Genomic DNA, 20,089 nt, shown 5'->3' with positions numbered 1-20,089 from the left:
CCCCCGGGATGGACGCCCTCTTTGCCGCGATCGACGCGACATGGCCTGCGGTCCGCAGCGTGGAAGCCGGGGGCTGGCAGGTGCGCGAGGGCGGCGGCGGGGGCAGCCGGGTGTCATCGGCCACCACGGATGACGAAGAGGCCGCGCTTGGCCCGATGGAGGAGGCGCAGGCGGCGCTGGGCCAGCCCGCGCTGGTGCGGCTGAGGGGCGACCAGACCCGGCTCGACGCACGGCTGGCCGAGGCGGGCTACGTGGTGAAAGACCCGACCAACATTCGTGTGGCGCCGGTGACGCGGCTGGCGGCGGGTGAGCTGCCGCGCGTGCGGGCCTTTGCCGTGGATTTCCCGCCGCTGAAGATTCAGCGGGAGATGTGGGCCGAGGGCGGCATCGGGCCGGAGCGCGTGGCGATCATGACGCGGGCGGCGGGGCCGAAGACGGCGATTTTGGGCCGGTCGAACGACACGCCGGCGGGCACGGCCTTTGTGGCGCTGCACGGCGATATTGCCATGTTACACGCGCTGGAGGTGCGGCCTGCCATGCGTCGGCAAGGCGCCGCCGTCAATATGATGCGGGGCGCGGCGCGGTGGGCACAAGATCAGGGCGCGGCCTTCATGACAGTTCTCGTCACGCAACAGAATGCGGCGGCAAATGCGTTGTATGAGCTGTTAGAAATGGATTTGGTGGGCCACTACCTGTATCGTCAGCGTCAGGCCCGAGAAGAGGCCGAGTGAGAGGCAGAGATTTGGCTAAGAACGAAGGCGTCACCGCGCTCGACCTTCCGATGGTCGACCCGCTCCCTGAAGCGACGGCGAAGTATTTCGAGATCTGCGAAGAGAAGCTGGGGCTCGTGCCCAACGTGCTGAAGGCCTATGCCTTCGACATCGACAAGCTCAATGCCTTCACCGCGCTCTACAACGACCTGATGCTGGCGGACTCCGGGCTGACCAAGCTGGAGCGCGAGATGATCGCGGTGGTCGTCAGCTCGATCAACCATTGCTTCTACTGCCTCGTGGCGCATGGGCAGGCGGTGCGCCAGTTGAGTGGCGACTCCGTGCTGGGCGAGCAGATGGTTATGAATTACCGGGTGGCCGACCTGCCCGAGAAGCAGCGCAAAATGCTGGATTTCGCTGCAAAATTGACAGAATCGTGCGCCAAGGTGGATGATGAAGACCGCGCCGCGCTGCGCGCCGTTGGTTGGAGTGACCGGGACATCTGGGACATTGCCTCGGTGGCCGGGTTCTTCAACATGACGAACCGGGTGGCGACGGCAACGGAAATGCAACCGAACCCGGAGTATCACGGTCAGAACCGATGAGCCTTCGTGTGGCCCTCATGGCCGCAGCCCTCGCTGCCCCGGCAGCCGGTGTTGCCGATGCCCTGAAGCTGGAGTTTCCGGCCGGTGCCCGCCAGACGGCGGAGCAGGTGGAAACCTTCGGCTCCTACCGCATGCCGATCAGCCCGTTCCGCAATGGGGACATTCAGAGTGTTTGGGCCGAGGGACAGGTGCGCCAGCAGGCGTGGCAGGTGCAGGCGCGGGGGATGACCACGTTGCAACTGCTGGCCCCGCTGCGCGCGCAGGTCGAGGACTCTGGCTTCGAGGTGATCTTCGAGTGCGAGGCGCGGCAGTGCGGGGGCTTCGACTTCCGCTACGCGACCGAGAACATCCCCGAGCCGGATATGCATGTGGACCTCGGGGATTACCGCTTCATGGCGGCGCACCGGATGGGCGAGGACAAGCCGGAATACGTGGCCTTTCTGGTGAGCCGTTCGGCGGGCCGGGGGTTTGTGCAGATCACCCGTGTCGGGCCGGAGGAGGTGGCGGAGGATGTGCTGGTCGCCTCGACCAAGACGCCGGACCTGACCACCAGCCTTGTGGACGAGGGCGACGAGGATGACCTTGCCGGGCCGGCGCTGGGCTTTTCGGTGCCCGGCGTGACCGGGATGCCCCTGACCCAGCAGCTTGAGATCCACGGCCGCGCGGTGCTGGAAGACCTCGCCTTTGCCACTGGCTCCTCGCAGCTGGAGCAGGGGGATTACACCTCGCTCGACCTGCTGGCGGGCTACCTGAAGACCCACCCGGAGCGGTCGGTCGTGCTGGTGGGCCATACCGATGCCGAGGGCTCGCTGGCGGGCAATATTGCGCTGTCGCGCAAGCGGGCGGGGGCGGTTGAAGCGCGGCTGACCGCGCTGGGCGTGCCCGCGAGCCAGATCAAGGCGGAGGGCGTGGGCTTTCTGTCGCCGATCACCTCGAACCTGACCGAGCAGGGCCGTGAGGCCAACCGGCGGGTTGAGGCCATTCTTTCATCGACGGAGTAGGCGGGCGCTCGTTCGTCTTTCGAGGCGTTCTCGCGGGGTGCCGAGCTACGCGAGGGCGTTCAGCAGGTGAGCGAGCGCGGCGCGGTAGGGGGCCGGGTTGGCGCCCTCTGCGATGGCGAGCGCGGCGCGGTCGAACATGGCGGAGAGCAACTGCGCGGTTTCGGGGATGGGCGCCTGTAGCCGGAGCGCGGTGAGGGCCTCGCGCAGGGTGGCGCCGCCGGTCTGATCATCGAGGCGGGCGAGTTCGGAGAGGCCGAGCACGGCGGGCGCCTCGATGAGCAGGAGGCGGGCACGGCCTGGGGCCTCCATCGCGGTGAAGTAGGCATCGGCGCCGGAGAGCAACGCCTCGATCACCGGCACATCGGCGGGCGCCGCGGCGCGAATCGCGGCGGCAACGGACTCTGCTTCGGCCTCGATCACCGCGCGGAAGAGATCGGTTTTATCGGAAAAGTGGTGATAGAGCGCGCCGCGGGTCATGCCTGCGGCGGCCACCAACTCGGGCGTGCCGGTGGCGGTGAAGCCTTTGCTTACAAAGCAGTTTCTGGCGGCGATCAGCAGCGCCTCGCGGGTCTCTCGGGTGCGGGCCTCGTTGGAGCGGCGGGCGGGTTTTGATTGCATGCATACACTCTGTATGTTTATGTCACGATAGATACATGCAGAGTGTATGTTTCTTCACCCAAGGAGAGAAGCCATGAAATGCACGCAGTATTATCCGGTTCTGATGTGCGCGGAGGTCGCGCCGCGGGCTGCGTTCTACACGCAGCACTTTGGCTTCAAGCCGCTGTTCGAGGCGGACTGGTACGTGCATCTGCAATCGGCGGAGGACGAGGGGGTGAACCTTGCGCTGCTCCAGCGCGACCACGAGACGATTCCGGCACAGGGGCGCGGTGCGGAGGCAGGCGGGTTGTTGCTGAACTTCGAGGTGGAGGATGTGGATGCGGTGCATGCCCGGCTGAAGGCGGCGGGGCTGCCGATGCTGCTTGACCTGCGGTCGGAGGAATTTGGCCAGCGGCACTTCATCACCGCCGATCCGGGCGGCGTGCTGATTGACGTGATCACCCCGATCCCGCCGTCGGAGGCCTTTGCGGCGCAGTTCGACGCGAGCGCCCTGCCGGGGTGAGCCGAAAGAAGAGGCCGGGCAAAGCGCCCGGCCTGTATGATGTGTTCGGAAATACCCGGTGGGCAGGCCGTTACCAGGCTTCGGGGCCCTTTGCGGCGAAGCTCTGCACCAGAAAGTCGATGAAGGCGCGGACCTTGGGCTGGGTGAAGCGGCCCGGCGGGTACACGGCGTAGATGCCCAGCATCTCGATCGGCAGATCGGGGATCGCCTCTTGCACCAGGCCGGCCTTTTCGGCCTCGCAGTAGAGGAAGTTGGGCAGGTAGGCGATGCCGAGGCCGGAGATCGCGGCGTTGAGCAGCGATTGGCCGTCGTTGACGGTGAGCCAGCCAGCGGTGCGGACCTGGCGCTTCTCGCCCGAGGGGGCGGTCAGCTTCCAGACGTTGCCGGAGGACTGGTTGGAATAGTGCAGGAGCTTGTGCTCGTTCAGGTCGTCGATCTTTTCGGGCCGGCCATATTTTTCGAAATAGGCGGGCGAGGCGATCATGCGTTTGGTGGTGTCGGCCAGCTTGCGGGCGCGGAGCGTGCTGTCTTCGAGCTCACCGATGCGGATCGCCATGTCGAAGCCTTCGGAGATCAGCTCCACGTAGCGATTGTTGAGCACCATGTTCACGGTGATGTCGGGGAATTCGGAGAGGAACTCGCCGAGCACGGGGGAGAGGTGATTGACCCCGAAGTCGGTGGCGACCGAAATCCGCAGCAGGCCCGAGGGCGCCGATTGCATGGAGGTGACCAGCGCGTCGGCCTCTCCGGCATCGTTCAGCACGCGGCGGGCGCGGTCGTAATAGGCGAGGCCGATCTCGGTGGGCGAGACACGGCGGGTGGTGCGGTTGAGCAGGCGTGCACCGAGGCGGGCCTCCAGCGAGGAGACGTGTTTGGAGACGGCGGATTTGGAGATCCCCATCTTTTTGGCCGCATCCGTGAAGCCGCCTTGGTCTACGACCGTGGCGAAGGCTTCCATTTCGGTCAGACGATCCATACCGCGCTACCTCTGCTCGTTGTATTTCCGAGCCTTGGTATGGTCGTGAAATCGGGCGCAATTGGGACCGGAGCCGGACATTACCGGGGAAATGGTGGCGATTGTCAGGCAGGCGGAAACACGCAGAGGTAGTATTGGTGCCCTGAAACCCTCGGAAAGCGGCGTGTTTTTAGGGGTGGTCAGGCGGCGAGGTTTGCCCCGCCGCCTGCCGTGCTGGGGGTGGCGTCAGGCGGCCTGACGCTCGTGGGTGCCTTCCTCGATCTCCTCGACGATCTTGGAAACGAAGGCCTTGAGATCCCCGGGCTGGCGCGAGGTGACGATGCCATTGTCGGCCACCACCTCACGGTCGACCCAATGGGCGCCCGCGTTCTTCACGTCGGTCTTGATGGAGGTGTAGGAGGTCATCTCCCGGCCCTTCACGATGCCGGCCTCGACCAGAACCCAAGGCGCGTGGCAGACAGCGGCGATGGTTTTGCCGGTGTCGTGGAAGTCACGCACCAGTTTCAGCACATCGGGCTCCACGCGGAGCAGGTCGGGGTTGATCTGGCCGCCGGGGATGACGAGGGCGTCATACTCACCCGCGCCGACACGGGAAATCTGGGTGTCGGCCTCGGCCTCGCGGCCCCAGTCGGAGCCTTCCCAGCCCTTGATCGCCTGGCCGTCGAGCGTGGCGACATGGACGGTCGCGCCCTTGGCGCGGAGTTGGTCACGGGGAAATTCGAGTTCGGATTGCTCGAAGCCGTGGGTGGAGATGATGAGAATCTTCGCTTCTTCAATGCGGGGCATCTGGTGCTCCTTTCGCTGTTGTTTCGCTTGGCGACTCAACGGGCGGGACGCGCTGGGGTTCCTGCCCGGAGCGGGCGGTTTGTGGCCGAGCGGGCGGGGCCGGGCTTTCTGGGCGGAAGCCCGCGTGGCGGGGTGATTTGGCCCGGCGGCAAAAGGATCAGCGGGCGGCTCAGGCGGGAAGGCGCGGGCGCTGCGCGCGGGATTTGGCGGCGCGGCGCCGGGGTTTGGCCGGAGCGCGCGACGGGCATGGAAACGGGGCGGGGGTGGGACTTACCTCTCTCTCGCAGGCCGCGGTGCGATGACAGCCGGGGCCGCTCAACCCAGTAAGAGGATACCAAGAGCAATGACCAAGATTACCATGACCGCCGCCGCCCTCGCCGCGCTTCTGGCCGCGCCGCTGGCCGCTCAGGATGCGCCGATGGTGGAAGACACCGATGGCAACGGCACCTTCTCGATGGAGGAGATGCAGGTGGCTTATCCGGACATCACCGAGGAGATCTTCACCGAGATCGACACCTCGGCCGATGGTGAGGTGGACACCGCCGAATGGGAGGCCGCCGTGGGGGCGGGCCTTCTGACCTCCGGCTAAGGCCGGGGCGGGCGGCGGGGATAAACCCCCATTCCCAGGTGCCCCGCCGCTCGTTTTGCAAGTGACTGCTTGCGTGAGGCCGTCAGTCGGAGCGATCCGGCTGGCGGTTTTGTGTGTTGGGGCGGCGGGGCAAGCCTCGATCTGCGGCGGTGCTGCCGTTGCGATCTTGGCCAGGCGGTGCGCTGGTGGCCGCGTGGCGCGGTGGGGGCGCTGGCCCGTCGCCATTGGGCGCGAACCAATGGCGCCACGATGGCGTTACCCCGGAGATGCTTTCATCATGAAAATGAGCAAGTTCAGATGGTTGCGGCCAGCCGGGTGCCTTGGTTGATGGCGCGTTTGGCGTCCAGTTCCGCGGCCACGTCGGCGCCGCCGATGATGTGGGTGGGTTTGCCGGAGGTCTGGAGCGCGTCGGCGAGGGTGCGATTGCTGACCTGACCGGCGCAGAGCACGATGGTATCGGCCTCGATCAGCTTGGGCGTGCCGTTTTGGGTGACGTGGAGGCCCTCGGAGGTGATCCGCTCGTAGGAGATGCCGCCGAGCATCTTGACGCCTGCCATCTTGAGGGCAGCGCGGTGAATCCAGCCGGTGGTTTTGCCGAGCCGCTTGCCGGGGCGCTCGTCTTTCCGTTGCAGCAGGAAGATTTCGCGCGCCGGGGCGGGGGGCTGCGGGCCTTCGGGGGCGAGGCCGCCGCGGTGCTCGGCCGGGTCGGTGACGCCCCACATTTCCATCCATTCCGGCAGGTGCTCGGTGGGGCTTTCGCCGGTATGGGCAAGGAATTCGGCCACGTCGAAGCCGATGCCGCCCGCGCCGACGATGGCGACGCTCTTGCCGACGGGGGCCTTGTGGCGGAGCACGTCGATGTAGCTGAGCACGTTGGGGCCGGTCTGGCCTGGGATCTCGGGGTCGCGCGGGGTGACGCCGGTGGCGAGGATGACCTCGTCGAAGTTGGCGAGGGCCTCTGGCGTGGCTTCGGTGTTGAGGTTCAGCGTGATGTTCGAACGCTCGACCATTGTGGCGTACCAGTCGACCAGCCCGTGGAACTCTTCCTTGCCGGGGATCTGCTTGGCCATGTTCAGCTGGCCGCCCAGCTCGGCGGCGGTGTCGAAGAGGGTGACGGCGTGGCCGCGCTCGGAGGCGGTGAGCGCGGCGGAGAGGCCTGCCGGGCCTGCGCCGACCACGGCAATGCTCTTGGGGGCATCGGTGGGAGTGATGACCAGCTCGGTCTCATTGCAGGCGCGCGGGTTCACGAGGCAGGTGGACATCTTGCCGGAGAAGGTGTGGTCGAGGCAGGCCTGATTGCAGGCGATGCAGGGGGCGATGGTTTCGGCCTCGCCCTGCGCGGCCTTGGTCACGAAATCGGCGTCGGCGAGGAAGGGGCGGGCCATGGAGACCATGTTGGCGCAGCCCTCGGCGAGGACGCTTTCGGCCACCTCGGGGGTGTTGATGCGGTTGGAGGTGATCACCGGGATCGAGACATGGCCCATCAGCTTTTGCGTCACCCAGGCGAAGGCGCGGCGGGGGACGGAAGTGGCGATGGTGGGGATACGGGCCTCGTGCCAGCCGATGCCGGTGTTGAGGATCGAGGCGCCTGCCTTCTCGATCTCCTTGGCGAGCTGGATGACCTCCTCGGTGGTGGAGCCCTGCGGCACAAGGTCGATCATCGAGAGGCGGTAGATCACGATGAAGTCGGGGCCGACGGCCTCGCGGACGCGTTTGACGGTCTCGATGGGCAGGCGGATGCGGTTTTCGTATGAGCCACCCCAGCGGTCTTCGCGCTTGTTGGTGTGGCGGACGATGAACTGGTTGAGGAAGTAGCCCTCGGAACCCATGACCTCGACGCCATCGTAGCCTGCCTCGCGGGCGCGGGCGGCCGCGGTGGCAATATCGGCGATCTGTTTCTCGATACCCTCCTCGTCCAGCTCCTTCGGGGGGAAGGGGGAGATGGGGGATTTGATCGGCGAGGCGGAGACGCAATCGGGGCCGTAGGCGTAGCGGCCTGCGTGGAGGATTTGCATGGCGATGCGGCCGCCTGCGGCGTGCACCGCGTCGGTGACGATGCGGTGGTTGGCGATATCCTCGGGCGTGTAGAGGCCCGCCGCGCCGGGAAACACCCCGCCCTCGCGGTTGGGGGCCATGCCACCGGTGACGATCAGCCCGGCGGAGGCGCGGGCAGCGTAGAAGGCGGCGACGCGGGACCAATCCTTGGTTTCTTCAAGCCCGGTGTGCATGGAGCCCATCAGCACCCGGTTGGGCAGGGTCACATGGCCGAGGTCGAGCGGGGCGAGAAGATGGGGGTAGCTGGTCATGGTTGGCGTCCTCCTGGCGGGCAGATTGACCCGAGGGGAAAGCGATGTCACGGGCGGACGCTGCGTTATTCCGGGGGCGTGCCGGGGTGGCTCGCGCTTGGATGGCGCAGCGCGACGTGGGGGAGGTGGCTCAGCCTTCGGGCGCGGTGAGGGGCGCGGGGGAGAAGAGCACGCCGAACTGCTCGCACCAGACCACCACGGAGCGCATGGTGGTGAGATCCACGCTGGGGGGCACGGAATAGCTCTGGTCGCCGATGTTGCCTTTGAGCAGACCGAGGGAGACCCATTTGCCGGAGGTCACATCGGCCGAGCTTTGCGGATCGGCGGCGTCGGAGAGCCAGAGTTCGAGATCGGGGCCGTTGGTGACTTCGAATTCCGATAGCTGCACCTCGGTGCGGCCGCCGGGCAGGGTGACGATGCGGGCGGCGCCGGAGCCACGGTGGGCGGCGTCGGCATCGCGGAATTGCCCCTCGGCCAGAACGGTGACGCCTGCGCCGGAGACGAGGCTTTCGCTCACCACGCGGTCGATCCAGAGCGGGGATGCGAGATACCAGAAGGCCGCGCCAAAGACGGCGCCTGCGAGAAAGCTGGGCGCGGCGATGAGGAAAAAGCGTTTCATGGCAGGGGTCTAGCGGCCGAGCACTTCAAGGCAGTGGCGGCGGAAGGCCTTTTTGAGCATGTCCAGCTCGGCGCGCAGCAGATCGACCTCGGCGCGGATATCTTCCTCCAGCGGCTGGCCGGTGACCACGGTGAAATGCTCCAGCGTGGCGCCGCTGCGGGCGTCGCGGATGGCGAAGGTTTGCACGCCGTCGCAGAGCAGCTCGGCGGGGATGGGCACGCGGAGTTGCCAGAGATTCTGCATCTCGCCATCGGCCTTCAGCTCCACCCCGTCCAGCGCCTTGCCGAGGTGGATCACCTCGATCTGCGGCTGCACCGGGCCGACGCCATCGGCCATGAGCAGGCCTTCCCAGACACCGGCTTGGATGCGGGTCTTGGAGAGGGTGAGCTGGCTGGTCTGGGTGGTGTCCGGCATCGGGCAGGCGTCCTCGATCAGATTTCGGCGCGGGGTCGGCGGGAGAAGGTAAGATCGCGCAGGACGATCTGGTTCATCTGCGGGCCTTCGAAGATGAGGTCGATCCAGGCCTTCTCGACCCGTTTCTCGTTGAGGCCGGTATAGGCGAGGTCGAACTCGGCGGTTTGCACCCCGCCTTCGGACATCGGCAGCTCGCGGACGACCTGTTCGGTGTTGGGGCCGTGCTTGACGTTGAGCCGGGCGAAGATTTCGAGCGGTTTCTCGACTTCGAGCCGGGCTTCCAGCCCGATGACGTGCTTGCGCTTGAGGCCATCGACCGCCTCGGAGGGCAGGTCGAGCACGATGGAGAGGAAGGAGCCGTCGAAGCGGAACACATCCATCCGCAGGCCGAAGGGGGCGAGGTCATCTTCGGAGGTATTGCGGATCTGGCGCAGGGTCAGCTCCGACTGGGTACAGTCGTGGTAGAGCGTGGCGGCCTGCCCCAGCATGGTGCGGGTCTCGGCGGCGGCGTGGCCGGGGGGCGAGATCGGGCCGCGCCAGAGCTCGGGGCGCCAGCCCCAGTCGGCCCCGATGGGTTTGCGCATGGCGTTGGAGCCGAGCAGCGGCAGGGTCAGCCGGCCATCGGCCTCGTGCAGCACGCGGTCGAGCTGGCGGCGGAGTTGGCGGGCGCGGCTGCGCATCTCGCGCAGGGCGGGCAGATCGGTGGAGGCGGCGGCATCGGCGGCACGGCTCCAGCGCCGCAGTGCGCGGCGTTGGGCGATACGTTCGATCAGGCTGTCCATCGGTTTTGCCATGCGATCGGCTCCGCGCGGGGCTGGGTGGGCGTGAGTGGCGATATGTTACGCCGGTATGAGGGTGCCGGGAAAGTGTTTCAATCCCGCAAATGCCGGTGCGCGTGGCAATGCCGCAGCGGAACGGGCGTTACCCGGCGTTGGCGGCGCGGATGCGGGCCACGAAGCTCTCGACGAGCGACTGGCCGCCGGTGCGGCTGAGGGGATCTTCCTTCAGGGAGTGAAGGATCACCGACACGAGCCTGCCGTTTACGGTGAAGAGCGCGCGCCAGCGGGCTGGGCCAAGCTCGGGCTGGGGCGGTGCGGCGGTGTCGAGCAGGGCGACGTAGAACACGCCGTTCTGCGCGCGGGTGTCGGTGATGGTGACGGTGGAGGCATCGCCCGCGTAGGAGAGCGTTGCGCGACCCTCGGCGGAGCGGAAATAGGCGGCGAGCTGGTCGCCGCGCAGGGGGGCATCGCCGGAGTTGCGGCGGCCGATGGTGGCCGAGAGCAGGCCCATGCGGCCGGGGGCGGGGTGCTCGGGCGATTGGCTGATGGCCGAGCAGGCGGCCAGCAGAACGAAGTTGCCGGTGCGGGCGCTGGTATCGACGCAGTAGCCCTCGGGCGCATCCACGGTGACCCCGGCGACCGACAGGCGGGTCGGCGGCTTGGGCGGGATCGAGCGGCCGGGGGCGGCGCCTGCGGCGGTGGCGGCGGCGGGCTGCGCGGGTTTGAAGCCCGGAAGCTCCACCCCGTCACAGCCCGCGAGGGCCAGCGCGATCAGCGCAATGAGAACCCGACCGGCAGGGGCCATTACTGGTCCATGTAGATGTGGGTTTCTTCCTTCGCGCCCGGATGGGTCACGGCGCCGTATTTGGCGGAGCCGACGAGTTGGGCGTATTTCCACAGGGCGCCAGCGGCATAGTCGGTCTTGCGGGGGCCGGGCCATGCGGCCTTGCGCTCGGCAAGCTCCTCGTCCGACAGGGCGACGGAAAGCTCACCCTTCACCGCGTCGATGGTGATGACATCGCCATCTTTCAGCAGGCCGATGGGGCCGCCGTGGGCCGATTCCGGGCCGACGTGGCCGACGCAGAAGCCGCGGGTGGCGCCGGAGAAGCGACCATCGGTGATCAGCGCGACCTTCTTGCCCATGCCCTGACCGGAGAGCGCGGCGGTGGTCGCCAGCATCTCGCGCATGCCGGGGCCGCCTGCGGGGCCTTCGTTGCGGATGACGATGACTTCGCCTTCCTTGTAGGCGCGGGCTTTCACGGCGGCGAAGGCCTCTTCTTCATTCTCGAAGACGCGGGCCGGGCCGGTGAAGACCTGCTGCTCGGCGGGGATGCCGGCGACCTTCACGATGGCGCCATCGGGGGCGAGGTTGCCCTCGAGGCCGACAACGCCGCCGGTTTTGGTGATCGGGGTCTCGATCGGGTAGATCACCTTGCCATCGGCCTCGCGGGCGATGAGATCGAGCTCTTCGCCGATGGTCTTGCCGGAGGCGGTGATGCAGTCTTCGTGGATCAGACCCGCCTTGCGCAGCTCTTTCATCACCACCGGCACGCCGCCTGCATCGTAGAGATCCTTGGCGACGTATTGGCCGCCCGGCTTGAGGTCGACGAAATAGGGGGTGTCTTTGAAGATGTCGCAGACATCGTTCAGGAAGAACTCGATCCCGGCCTCATGGGCGATGGCGGGCAGGTGCAGGCCCGCGTTGGTGGAGCCGCCGGTGCAGGCGACGACGCGCGCGGCGTTTTCCAGCGCCTTGCGGGTGACGACATCACGGGCGCGGATGTTCTGCTCGATGAGGTTCATCACGGCGCGGCCGGAGGCCTCGGAATACTGGTCGCGGCTCTCGTAGGGGGCGGGCATGCCGGAGGAGTTCATCAGCGCGAGGCCGATGGCCTCGGACACGCAGGCCATGGTGTTGGCGGTGAACTGGCCGCCGCAGGCGCCGGCGGAGGGGCAGGCGACCCGCTCGAGCATGTCGAGCGCGGCATCCGACATCTCGTCGTTCTGGTGGCGGCCCACGGCCTCGAACATATCCTGCACCGTCAGGTCACGGGTGCGGAAATCTTCGGGGATCTCGTTGCTCTGGGGCGCCTTGCCCGGAAGGATCGAGCCGCCGTAGATGAAGACCGACGGCGTATTCAGGCGGACCATCGCCATCATCATGCCGGGGAGGGACTTGTCGCAGCCTGCGAGGCCGACAACGGCATCATAGCAATGGCCGCGCATGGTCAGCTCGACGGTGTCGGCGATGGCTTCGCGGGAGGCGAGCGAGGCGCGCATCCCCTCGTGGCCCATGGCGATGCCGTCGGTCACGGTGATGGTGGTGAACTCGCGCGGCGTGCCGGAGGCGGCCTTGACGCCGAGCTTCACGGCCTGGGCCTGACGGTTCAGCGAGATGTTGCAGGGCGCAGCCTCGTTCCAGCAGGTGGCGACGCCGACGAGGGGGCGGTGAATCTCATCTTCGGAGAGGCCCATCGCGTAGAGATACGACCGGTGCGGCGCGCGCTCCGGCCCCTCGGTGACGTGGCGGCTGGGCAGTTTGGATTTGTCGGCCTGGCGTTTCAGCATGGTTCCTCTCCCGAAATCAGTCGCCTCGGGAATAGTCCCGGCGGGGCCAAGGGGCAAGCCGGATTGCGGCCCGGCGCGTGCTCGCCTATCTCAGACAGGATGGAGCAGACCCATGGCATATGAGCGGCTGAGCGAGTTCACCGCGCCCGCCCGCGCCGCGCCCGACCTGTGGCGGATCGGGGCGGTGCTTGGCCTGATGTTTGTGGTCGTCATGATGCTGCAGCAGCTTGTCTTCATCCTGCTGGCGGCGCTGGGCGGGCAGGATGCGGTGCGCGCGGTGTTCGAGGCGGAGGGCACCTCGCCGGGGCAGACGCTGGCGGCGCTGTTCAGCCACGGGCTCTTTGCGGTGGCGCTGGCGATTGCGCTGAGGGCGGTGCATTGGCGCGGGTTTCTGAGCCTGTTCGGTGCGGGCGCCCATGCGGCGGGCGATTTCTTTCGGGTGATCTACTGGCTGGTGCCGCTCTACGTGGCGGCGATCGCGGTGCTGCCGACGGAATACGACATCATCCGCAACGAGGCGATGACCACCAACCGCTGGATGCTCTACCTGCCGCTGGCACTGGCCGCGGTGGCGGTGCAGGCGGGCACGGAAGAAGTGTTCTTTAGGGGCTACCTGACCCAGCAGATCGCGGCGGGCACGAAGCCAGGCAACTGGGCGTGGATGGCGGTGCCGGCGATCCTGTTTGCGCTGCTGCACTGGACCGCGAGCGCGGGCGACAACGCCATCTGGTTCGTACTCTGGGCCTTTGCCTTTGGCCTCGCCGCCGCCGACCTGACGGCCCGCGCAGGGAACCTTGGCCCGGCGCTGGCGCTTCATATCGTGAACAACGCGGTGGCGCTCTTGGGCGTGGCGGTGCCGGGGCCGGTGGCGGGGCTGGCGCTGTATCATACGCCGTTCGGGGCCGATGCCGGGGTGATCCCCGGGTTGATGCCGGTGGAATTTGCGCTGCTCTTCGTCGCATGGCTCGCGGCGCGGGTGGCGATACGGGGATAGGCCGGTTGGCAATAACAATGGCGGGGCATCTCCCGCCCCACGGGAGCAGGTGATGAGACATCCGGAATTCACGGCGATGCTGGTGCCAGCAAAGGTGTATCCGCAGATCTGGCGGCTGCTGCTGGGCGTACTGCTGATCCTGTTCATTTACATCGCATGGACCGTGATCGTGCTGGGCGGCGCGCTCGGCATTGTTGCCGCCGATCAGGGGCTCTGGGGCGTGATGCCGTTCTTTCAGGAGTTGCAGGCCGGGCGCTATCCCGGCTCGGTGGCGATCCTGCTGCTGACCTTCGGGGGCATGGTGCTGGGGCCGGTGCTGGCCGCCGCCGCACTGCACTTCAGGGGGCCGGGCACGCTGCTGGGGCCGTGGGGCGACTGGTGGCGCGGCTTCGTGGTGGCCTTCGGCGTGGTGATCCTCGTCTTCGGCGCGCTGATGCTCGCCGGGGCCGTGCTTTGGCCGCCGGAGCCGAACCTCGCGCCGGGGCGCTGGATGCTCTGGCTGCTGCTGGCGCTGCCGCTGCTCTTTGTGCAGATCGCGGCGGAGGAACTGCTGTTCAGGGGCTATCTGATGCAGCAGCTTGCCGCCCGGTTCGCTGCCCGCTGGGTCTGGTTCACCCTGCCTGCGCTCGCCTTCGGCCTGCTGCACTGGGACCCGGAAGCGGGCCGCAACCTGCCCTTGGTGCTGCTCTCAGCCTTTGCCTTTGGCCTCATTGCGGCCGACCTGACCGAGCGCACCGGCTCGCTGGGCGCGGCGATGGGCTTTCACTTTGCCAACAACCTGCTGGCGCTCTTCATCCTGAGCATCAAGGGCACGATCACCGGCCTTGCGCTTTATGTCACCCCGTGGGGGCTGGCGGAGGAGGGCATGGTGACGCTCGGGCTGGTCACCTCCATCCTGCTGCTCTTCGTGAACTGGTGGATCATCAAGGGTTTGATCGACCGCTGACCCTTGCGCGAAACCGGCCTGCGATATAGGATGAAGCACAAAGGTGAGAAGACCATAACTTTGCCGTGGAAGCGCGGCTCGCCGCCTTCCGGAGCGCCCGGCCAGCCCGTTCTGTGCCGGGCTTTTTCTCGGCCAGAAGGAGCCTTGGCCATGCGCAGCCCGCCACGGCTCATCACGCTGATCCTGCTCACCGGCCTCTCGACCGTATCGCTCAACATGTTCGTCCCCGCGCTGCCCGCCATCGCGGCGGAACTGGGCACGAGCTATGCCACCGTGAGCCTTGCCATCGCCGGATACCTCGCGGTGACGGCGGTGGCGCAGGTGGTGATGGGGCCGCTGGCCGACCGGTTCGGGCGGCGGCCGGTGATGCTGGGCGCGCTGGCGCTCTATGTGCTGGCCTCGGCGGGCGTGGCGCTGGCGGGGGGCGTAGGGGGCTTTCTGGGCTGGCGGATGCCGATGGCGGCGATCACGGCGGGCTGGGTGGTGACCCTTGCCGTGGTGCGCGACACCGCCGCGCCGGGACGGGCGGCGGCGATCATGAGCACCATCACCGGCGCGATGGCGCTGGCCCCGCTGATCGGCCCGCTCTTGGGCGGCGTGGTGGCGCAGGTGCTGGGCTGGCGGGCGATCTTTGGCCTTTATGCTGCCCTGGGCGCGGCGCTGCTGCTGCTTTGCTGGCATGACTTTGGCGAGACCCGGCAGGCCGCCCCGCGCGAGCCGCTCTGGCACAGCGCTCGCCGCCTGCTGGGCGACCGGGGCTTTTGGACCTTTGCCAGCTGCACCGCGCTCTCCACCGGGTGTTTTTACGGCTACATCGCGGGCTTCCCCGCCGTTTCGGAAGCCCGGTTCGGGCTGGGGGAGGCGGCAACGGGCGTGGCGCTGGGGGCGATCACCGGCGGGTTCATGGCGGGGGCCTTCCTTTCGGCCCGCTGGGCGGAGCGCCTCGGGCTGACGCGGATGATGCTGGCGGGGCGGATCTGTGCTGTTACCGGGCTTGCGGGCGGGCTGCTTTGGGCGCTGGTGATCGGGCCGCTCTCGGCCACGGGCGTTGTGGCCTCGGTGCTTTTCATCGGGCTCGGCAATGGCCTCACCATGCCCTCGGCCAACGCGGGCGCCACGGCGGCGGTGGAGGGGCTGGCAGGCTCGGCCTCGGGCCTGCTGGGCGCGCTGACGGTGGCGGTGGGCGCGGTGGTGACGGCGGGCATTGGCGCGCTGGTGGCGGCCAGCCCCACCCCCCTGGCCCTGCTGGGCGCCTTGCTGGCGCTGGCCATCGGCGCGCTCGGGGCCGCATGGGCGGCGCATCGGCAGGGTTGATTGCATTTCCGGCCCGCGCGGCCTATCTCACAGAACAGCAGCAGACAGCCCCGGAAAGGTGCGATGAACTGGATTTCCAACTACGTCCGGCCGAAGATCAACTCGCTCTTCTCGCGTCGGGAGGTGCCCGAGAACCTGTGGAAGAAGTGCCCCGAGTGCGGGACGATGCTCTTTCACCGTGAGCTTTCGGACAATCTGAACGTCTGCACCAATTGCGACCACCACATGCAGTTCACCCCGCGCGAACGCTTCGGCGCGCTGTTCGACGGCGGGATCTTTACCGCCGTGAAGGTGCCCGAGCCGGTGGCGGACCCGCTGCAGTTCAGGGATCAGAAGCGCTACCCCGACCGGCTGAAGGCCGCGCAGAAGGCGACCGGCGAGCATGAGGCGATGCTGGTGGCCGAGGGCGAGATCGGGCGCACCCCGGTGGTGGCCGCGGCGCAGGATTTCAGCTTCATCGGCGGGTCGATGAGCATGTATGTGGGCAATGCCTTCATCGCGGGCGCCGAGCGCGCGGTTCAGCTCAAGCGGCCCTATATCGTGTTTTCCGCCGCCGGGGGCGCGCGGATGCAGGAGGGCATTCTGGCCCTGATGCAGATGCCGCGCACGACCGTGGCGATCCAGATGCTGAAGGAAGCCGGGCTGCCCTATATCGTGGTGCTGACCCACCCGACCACGGGCGGCGTGACCGCCTCCTATGCGATGCTGGGCGATATCCACATTGCCGAGCCGAACGCGCTGATCGGTTTTGCCGGCTCCCGCGTGATCGAGCAGACGATCCGCGAGCAACTGCCCGAGGGCTTCCAGCGGGCCGAATACCTGCTGGATCACGGGATGCTCGACCGGGTGACGCACCGCAAGAAGATGAAGGAAGAGCTTGTTTCGCTCTGCAGGATGCTGATGCGGCTGGAGCCGCCGGTGGTGGGCGACCTGCCCGCGCCGGAAGAGGCTGCGCCCGCGCTTGAAGCCCCGGCGCAGCCTGAGCCTTCGCAAGCGGCGGCGGGCGATGAGGCCGCGCCGATGGAAGAGCAGAAGAAGTGACAAGCGCAGCCCTGCTGGAGCGGCTGATGCGGCTCCACCCGGCGGAGATTGACCTCACATTGGACCGGATGCACCGGCTGCTGGACGCGCTAGGCAACCCCGAGCGCCAGCTGCCGCCGGTGATCCATATTGCCGGGACCAACGGCAAGGGCTCGGTGCAGGCGATGCTGCGGGCCGGGCTGGAGGGCGCGGGCGACCGCGTGCATGCCTATACCTCGCCGCATCTGGTGCGGTTTCACGAGCGGATCAGGTTGGCGGGCGCGGATATTTCCGAAGAGGCGCTGTGCGCGGTGCTGGAAGAGGTGATCGAGGCCAACGCGGGCGAGGAGATCACCTTTTTCGAGGCGACGACGGCGGCGGCTTTCGTGGCGATGGCCCGCACCCCGGCCGACTGGTGCCTGCTGGAGGTGGGCCTTGGCGGGCGGCTCGATGCGACCAACGTGGTCGACGCCCCGGCGCTTTGCGTGATCACCCCGGTGGCGCTGGACCATCAGGAATTTCTTGGCGAGACGCTGGGTGAGATAGCGGGCGAGAAGGCGGGGATCCTCAAGCGCGGCGTGCGGGCGGTGGTGGCCCGGCAGGCCGAGGCGGCGGAAGAGGTGATCGAGCAGGTCGCCGCGCGGGTAGGCGCGCCGCTTCTGGTGGAAGGCCAGCACTGGCATGCGCAGCCCGAGCGCGGGCGGCTGGTGGTGCAGGATGAAACCGGGCTGGCCGATGTGCCGCTGCCGGTGCTGCGCGGGCCGCATCAGGTGGCCAATGCGGGCGTGGCCGTGGTGGCGCTGAGGGCGTTGGGCCAGGCCGACGCGGCGCTGGAAGCGGCGATGAGCCGGGCCGAGTGGCCCGCGCGGATGCAGCGGCTGGAAGAGCGCGAGGGGCTGGAGATCTGGCTCGACGGTGGCCACAACCCGGCGGCGGCAGAGGTGCTGGCGGCGGGGCTGGGCGAGTTGCCCGAGCGCGAGACGGTGCTGGTGGTGGCCATGCTGGCCAACCGCGCGCCCGAGGCTTTTTTGACTCCGCTGGCCAAGCAGGCGCAGGCCCTTGTGGCGGTGCCGATCCCCGATGAGCCCAAAGCCCACGCGCCCGAGACCATCGCGCGCGCGGCAGAGCGGCTGGGGCTGGCGGCGCGGGCCGCACCGGGGCTGGACACCGCGCTGGCCGAGGTTGCCCGCGAGCAGCCCGGCGCAAGGGTGGTGATCTGCGGCTCGCTCTACCTTGCGGGCGCGGTGCTGGGCGGGCGGGCCTGAGCGGGTTTTGCGGCTGGCCGGGCGCGCTGTTTGAGGGCCAAGGCTGCCCCACGGCAGGGCGCAGGTGGCGGTGGGCGGGAAAATGCCGCCGGGCACTGAAATTCTTTCGCGCGTTAAGTTGTTGCAAAGACTCACAAACCCCGGCGAGAGCGCCCCACAGCCTGTAGATACGCACACTTCATGTTGACCAAATCGGCGAAAACCCGCTAGATTTTGGGGTAATATTGCTGGGGCGCGCCGGTCTGCCAAAACCAAAATCAAGGGCGCGCGGTGTATTGGGGGACATGTCATGCGCTTGGTCGCAATCGCGCTTGCTATGGGAGTCGTCGGCGGGGCCTCGGGCCTTGCGGCAGAGCCGCTCTGGATCACCGAGGATATCCTCTCCAAGAGCTTCGATCTGAAGGGCGAGGCGATCACCATCGAGCGCGGGCCGGTCGAGGGGGACGGGCTGAGCCGGGAGCTGGCGCAGAACTGCCCGCCCGCCTGTATCCAGCCGAACGAGATTGCCGGCGGCGTCGCCACGGTGGGCGAGCTGGAGGTGATCTCTTTTCTCGAGGGTGAAGTTGCGGGTGGCACCGGGCTGCTGCTGGATAGCCGGATGCCCGATGTCTACATTCGCGGCTCGATCCCCGGTGCGGTCAACGTGCCTTACACCACGCTCGACCCGAAGAACCCCTATCGCGACGAGATCCTGAAGGCGCTGGGCGCGGTGAAGGCGGGGGACGGATGGGACTTTGGCGGCGCGATGGCGTTGACGATGTTCTGCTCCGGGCCGTGGTGCGACCAATCCTCCCGCGCCATCGCCAGCCTGACCTCGGCGGGCTACCCGGCGGAGAAGCTGCGCTATTACCGGGGCGGCTTGCAGGTGTGGTCGATGCTCGGCCTCACCGTGGCGCACCCCTGAGCGCCATGCGGGGGCAGGACAATATGTTCAGAGCTTTGGTGACGGCTTCGGCCCTGCTGACGGCGACGCTTGCGGCGGTTCTTTTCATGCCCGGCGTGGGGCGTGACGGGGCCGACCTTTCGGGCGGGATCGCCTCGACCGGGGAGATGCTGCGCAGCGGAGGGCTGGTGACGGCGGATGTGAGCCCTGTGGTGCGGGCGGTGCCTGAGGTGTTGGCGGAGGCGGAACCTGAGCCTGAGCCGGTTGCGGCGCCGGTGGTGGCGGAGGCTGCGCCGGTGGAGATGCCGGAAGAGGTGGTGGCCGAAGTGCCCGCTCCGGAAGGGCCGCTGTCGGATGAGGCGACGCTGGCTGCAATGGTCGCGCTCTCGGCCCCGGCGCTGGAAGAGATAGCAGAAGCGCCTGCCGCGCCGGCCCAGGCCGTGGTGGAAGCGCCGATGCCCGCGGGCGAGGGCGACATGCGGGCGCTGAGTGCGGGCGTGCTGGCCGGGTTCGGGCTTGCCCTGCCCGAGGAGCAGATTGCCCCGGCGGTGACGCGCGGAACGCAGCGGCGCTCGGGTGCGAGCTACTCCAGCCGTCAGGCGCTGGGCGATGCGCAGGGCTGGAGCACCGATTACGTGCTCATCGGACTTGGCCAGGGGCCGCGCAAGGTGACCACCCCGCTGGAAGAGGCGCAGGAATGGTCGACTGCTTATGTGCTGAACCGGCTGGCGGATGCGGGCGCGGGCACGGCAGGCGCGGTGGAGCCGGGGCCGGAGGGCACGGTGACGCTGGAAGAGGTGATCGCTAGGGCGATGAAAGAGGGCCGGTCGGACGAAGAGCTGATCGCGCTCATCGACGAGCTTTCAGCGGCGGGCCGGCTCAATGCCCCGGCGGCGCTGCTGCGGCCCGACGGGCAGGTGGACTCGGGGCTGGTGCTGAATGCGCTGGTCCATGCCTCGACAGCGGCGAGCGATGCCAAGGGCCCGGCGCCGCGCCCGGCTCGGCGGCTGAGCAAGCCGGTGACCTACACGGTGCGGCGGGGCGACAGCCTTGCGGCGATTGCCTACCGGTTCTACGGCATCACCTCGCGCTACACGGAGATTTTCGAGGCCAACCGGGAGGCGCTGCCCAGCCCGGACCAGATACGTGCAGGCCAGAGGCTGACCATACCGGCCGGTTAGGCGCTGCACATTC

The 20,089-nt window shown here is 67.9% G+C and carries 21 protein-coding genes; 12 read left to right on the top strand and 9 right to left on the bottom strand.

Annotated elements, in window-relative coordinates:
* Positions 1-8: 8 nt before the first annotated feature.
* The 3 genes from ACUXVX_RS20010 to ACUXVX_RS20000 are packed head-to-tail and all read left to right on the top strand — an operon-like array spanning position 9 to position 2,316.
* On the top strand, positions 9-731 hold the full coding sequence (locus tag ACUXVX_RS20010) for a GNAT family N-acetyltransferase (RefSeq protein ID WP_446309676.1): 723 nt from the start codon (positions 9-11) through the stop codon (positions 729-731).
* Between the two features lie 11 nt (positions 732-742).
* Positions 743-1,315, top strand: coding sequence for a peroxidase-related enzyme (locus tag ACUXVX_RS20005; RefSeq protein ID WP_446309675.1), 573 nt, complete (start codon positions 743-745; stop codon positions 1,313-1,315).
* On the top strand, positions 1,312-2,316 hold the full coding sequence (locus ACUXVX_RS20000) for an OmpA family protein (RefSeq protein ID WP_446309674.1): 1,005 nt from the start codon (positions 1,312-1,314) through the stop codon (positions 2,314-2,316). The genes ACUXVX_RS20005 and ACUXVX_RS20000 overlap by 4 nt, the downstream gene beginning before the upstream one ends.
* A 45-nt stretch (positions 2,317-2,361) precedes the next feature.
* Here the strand turns inward: ACUXVX_RS20000 and ACUXVX_RS19995 are convergent, their stop codons facing one another.
* Positions 2,362-2,934: a TetR/AcrR family transcriptional regulator gene (locus tag ACUXVX_RS19995; RefSeq protein ID WP_446309673.1), complete on the bottom strand. Its 573-nt coding sequence runs from the start codon at positions 2,932-2,934 to the stop codon at positions 2,362-2,364.
* Positions 2,935-3,007: 73 nt separating this feature from the next.
* Here ACUXVX_RS19995 and ACUXVX_RS19990 point away from each other — a divergent pair, with 73 nt between their 5' ends.
* Positions 3,008-3,436: a VOC family protein gene (locus tag ACUXVX_RS19990; protein ID WP_446309672.1), complete on the top strand. Its 429-nt coding sequence runs from the start codon at positions 3,008-3,010 to the stop codon at positions 3,434-3,436.
* A 70-nt stretch (positions 3,437-3,506) separates the two neighbouring features.
* Here ACUXVX_RS19990 and ACUXVX_RS19985 read toward each other — a convergent pair whose 3' ends face one another.
* Both ACUXVX_RS19985 and ACUXVX_RS19980 read right to left on the bottom strand, forming a co-directional pair.
* The gene (locus ACUXVX_RS19985; protein WP_222471938.1) at positions 3,507-4,412 is read right to left on the bottom strand and encodes a LysR family transcriptional regulator; all 906 of its coding nucleotides are present in this window, start codon (positions 4,410-4,412) and stop codon (positions 3,507-3,509) included.
* 225 nt (positions 4,413-4,637) lie between these two features.
* Positions 4,638-5,198 carry a type 1 glutamine amidotransferase domain-containing protein gene (locus ACUXVX_RS19980; protein ID WP_446309671.1) on the bottom strand — a complete coding sequence of 187 codons (561 nt, stop codon included), beginning with the start codon at positions 5,196-5,198 and terminating at the stop codon, positions 4,638-4,640.
* A 343-nt stretch (positions 5,199-5,541) separates the two neighbouring features.
* On the opposite strand from ACUXVX_RS19980, the gene ACUXVX_RS19975 reads away from it, so the two are divergent.
* Positions 5,542-5,787, top strand: a complete 246-nt coding sequence (locus ACUXVX_RS19975; protein ID WP_213547113.1) for an EF-hand domain-containing protein — start codon at positions 5,542-5,544, stop codon at positions 5,785-5,787.
* A 293-nt stretch (positions 5,788-6,080) separates the two neighbouring features.
* Here ACUXVX_RS19975 and ACUXVX_RS19970 read toward each other — a convergent pair whose 3' ends face one another.
* The 6 genes from ACUXVX_RS19970 to ilvD all read right to left on the bottom strand — a co-directional run bounded on the left by ACUXVX_RS19970 (position 6,081) and on the right by ilvD (position 12,473).
* Positions 6,081-8,093, bottom strand: coding sequence for an oxidoreductase (locus ACUXVX_RS19970; RefSeq protein WP_446309670.1), 2,013 nt, complete (start codon positions 8,091-8,093; stop codon positions 6,081-6,083).
* A 130-nt stretch (positions 8,094-8,223) separates the two neighbouring features.
* Positions 8,224-8,712 (bottom strand): DM13 domain-containing protein, encoded by a 489-nt coding sequence (locus ACUXVX_RS19965; RefSeq protein ID WP_446309669.1) that lies wholly within the window; start codon positions 8,710-8,712, stop codon positions 8,224-8,226.
* Positions 8,713-8,721: 9 nt separating this feature from the next.
* A complete protein-coding gene (locus ACUXVX_RS19960; protein ID WP_446309668.1) occupies positions 8,722-9,126 on the bottom strand; it encodes a hypothetical protein in 405 nt (134 codons plus the stop codon).
* 17 nt (positions 9,127-9,143) lie between these two features.
* The gene (locus ACUXVX_RS19955; protein ID WP_446309667.1) at positions 9,144-9,920 is read right to left on the bottom strand and encodes a DUF6478 family protein; all 777 of its coding nucleotides are present in this window, start codon (positions 9,918-9,920) and stop codon (positions 9,144-9,146) included.
* Positions 9,921-10,047: 127 nt separating this feature from the next.
* Entirely contained in the window at positions 10,048-10,710 is a 663-nt protein-coding gene (locus tag ACUXVX_RS19950; RefSeq protein WP_446309666.1) for a hypothetical protein, read from the bottom strand.
* Complete coding sequence (gene ilvD / locus ACUXVX_RS19945) at positions 10,710-12,473, bottom strand: dihydroxy-acid dehydratase (protein WP_446309665.1); 1,764 nt, start codon at positions 12,471-12,473, stop codon at positions 10,710-10,712. The genes ACUXVX_RS19950 and ilvD overlap by 1 nt, the downstream gene beginning before the upstream one ends.
* Before the next feature lie 112 nt (positions 12,474-12,585).
* Between ilvD and ACUXVX_RS19940 the strand changes: the two genes are divergently transcribed.
* From ACUXVX_RS19940 to ACUXVX_RS19910, 7 genes are all read left to right on the top strand, one after another.
* Positions 12,586-13,467 (top strand): CPBP family intramembrane glutamic endopeptidase, encoded by an 882-nt coding sequence (locus ACUXVX_RS19940; protein WP_446309664.1) that lies wholly within the window; start codon positions 12,586-12,588, stop codon positions 13,465-13,467.
* A gap of 52 nt (positions 13,468-13,519) precedes the next feature.
* On the top strand, positions 13,520-14,413 hold the full coding sequence (locus ACUXVX_RS19935; RefSeq protein WP_222471946.1) for a CPBP family intramembrane glutamic endopeptidase: 894 nt from the start codon (positions 13,520-13,522) through the stop codon (positions 14,411-14,413).
* A gap of 150 nt (positions 14,414-14,563) precedes the next feature.
* A complete protein-coding gene (locus ACUXVX_RS19930; RefSeq protein WP_446309663.1) occupies positions 14,564-15,727 on the top strand; it encodes an MFS transporter in 1,164 nt (387 codons plus the stop codon).
* A gap of 63 nt (positions 15,728-15,790) precedes the next feature.
* Complete coding sequence (gene accD / locus ACUXVX_RS19925; protein ID WP_222471948.1) at positions 15,791-16,768, top strand: acetyl-CoA carboxylase, carboxyltransferase subunit beta; 978 nt, start codon at positions 15,791-15,793, stop codon at positions 16,766-16,768.
* A 26-nt stretch (positions 16,769-16,794) separates the two neighbouring features.
* On the top strand, positions 16,795-18,012 hold the full coding sequence (locus tag ACUXVX_RS19920; RefSeq protein WP_446311569.1) for a bifunctional folylpolyglutamate synthase/dihydrofolate synthase: 1,218 nt from the start codon (positions 16,795-16,797) through the stop codon (positions 18,010-18,012).
* Positions 18,013-18,301: 289 nt separating this feature from the next.
* Positions 18,302-18,916: a rhodanese-like domain-containing protein gene (locus ACUXVX_RS19915; RefSeq protein ID WP_446309662.1), complete on the top strand. Its 615-nt coding sequence runs from the start codon at positions 18,302-18,304 to the stop codon at positions 18,914-18,916.
* Between the two features lie 23 nt (positions 18,917-18,939).
* Positions 18,940-20,076, top strand: a complete 1,137-nt coding sequence (locus tag ACUXVX_RS19910) for a LysM peptidoglycan-binding domain-containing protein (RefSeq protein WP_446309661.1) — start codon at positions 18,940-18,942, stop codon at positions 20,074-20,076.
* Positions 20,077-20,089: the final 13 nt, after the last annotated feature.

This window comes from Vannielia sp. SX4 (assembly GCF_052828525.1).
Note: the sequence above shows the minus strand (reverse complement) of the source record. Positions and strands in the feature narration are given on the sequence as shown.